Annotated in this window: 1 CRISPR repeat array. The window is 67.7% G+C overall.

Annotated features, from left to right (window positions below):
- Positions 1 to 24 precede the first annotated feature (24 nt).
- Positions 25 to 298: a CRISPR direct-repeat array (repeat unit 30 nt; unit sequence GTTTTCCCCGCGCCAGCGGGGATAGGCCCT).
- The last annotated feature ends 18 nt before the right edge of the window (positions 299 to 316 follow it).

Consider the following 316-nt stretch of genomic DNA (forward strand, 5'->3'; position numbering starts at 1 on the left):
GCAGCGTGCCGGCGGTGGCGGCGGGTTTTCCCCGCGCCAGCGGGGATAGGCCCTTCATGCTATCCCGTGCGTGGGATACCTACGCGTTTTCCCCGCGCCAGCGGGGATAGGCCCTCGTCAAGCAGGGGCGATTTTCCGGCAGAACCGTTTTCCCCGCGCCAGCGGGGATAGGCCCTAGCAAAGGAGAGTAAGCATGGGACGAGAAGTGTTTTCCCCGCGCCAGCGGGGATAGGCCCTCATCAAGCAGGGGCGATTTTCCGGCAAGGCCGTTTTCCCCGCGCCAGCGGGGATAGGCCCCGGGCCGCGGCAGCCGCCA

The organism is Candidatus Accumulibacter vicinus, assembly GCF_000584955.1.
In the GTDB taxonomy this organism is placed as follows: Bacteria; Pseudomonadota; Gammaproteobacteria; order Burkholderiales; family Rhodocyclaceae; genus Accumulibacter; species Accumulibacter vicinus.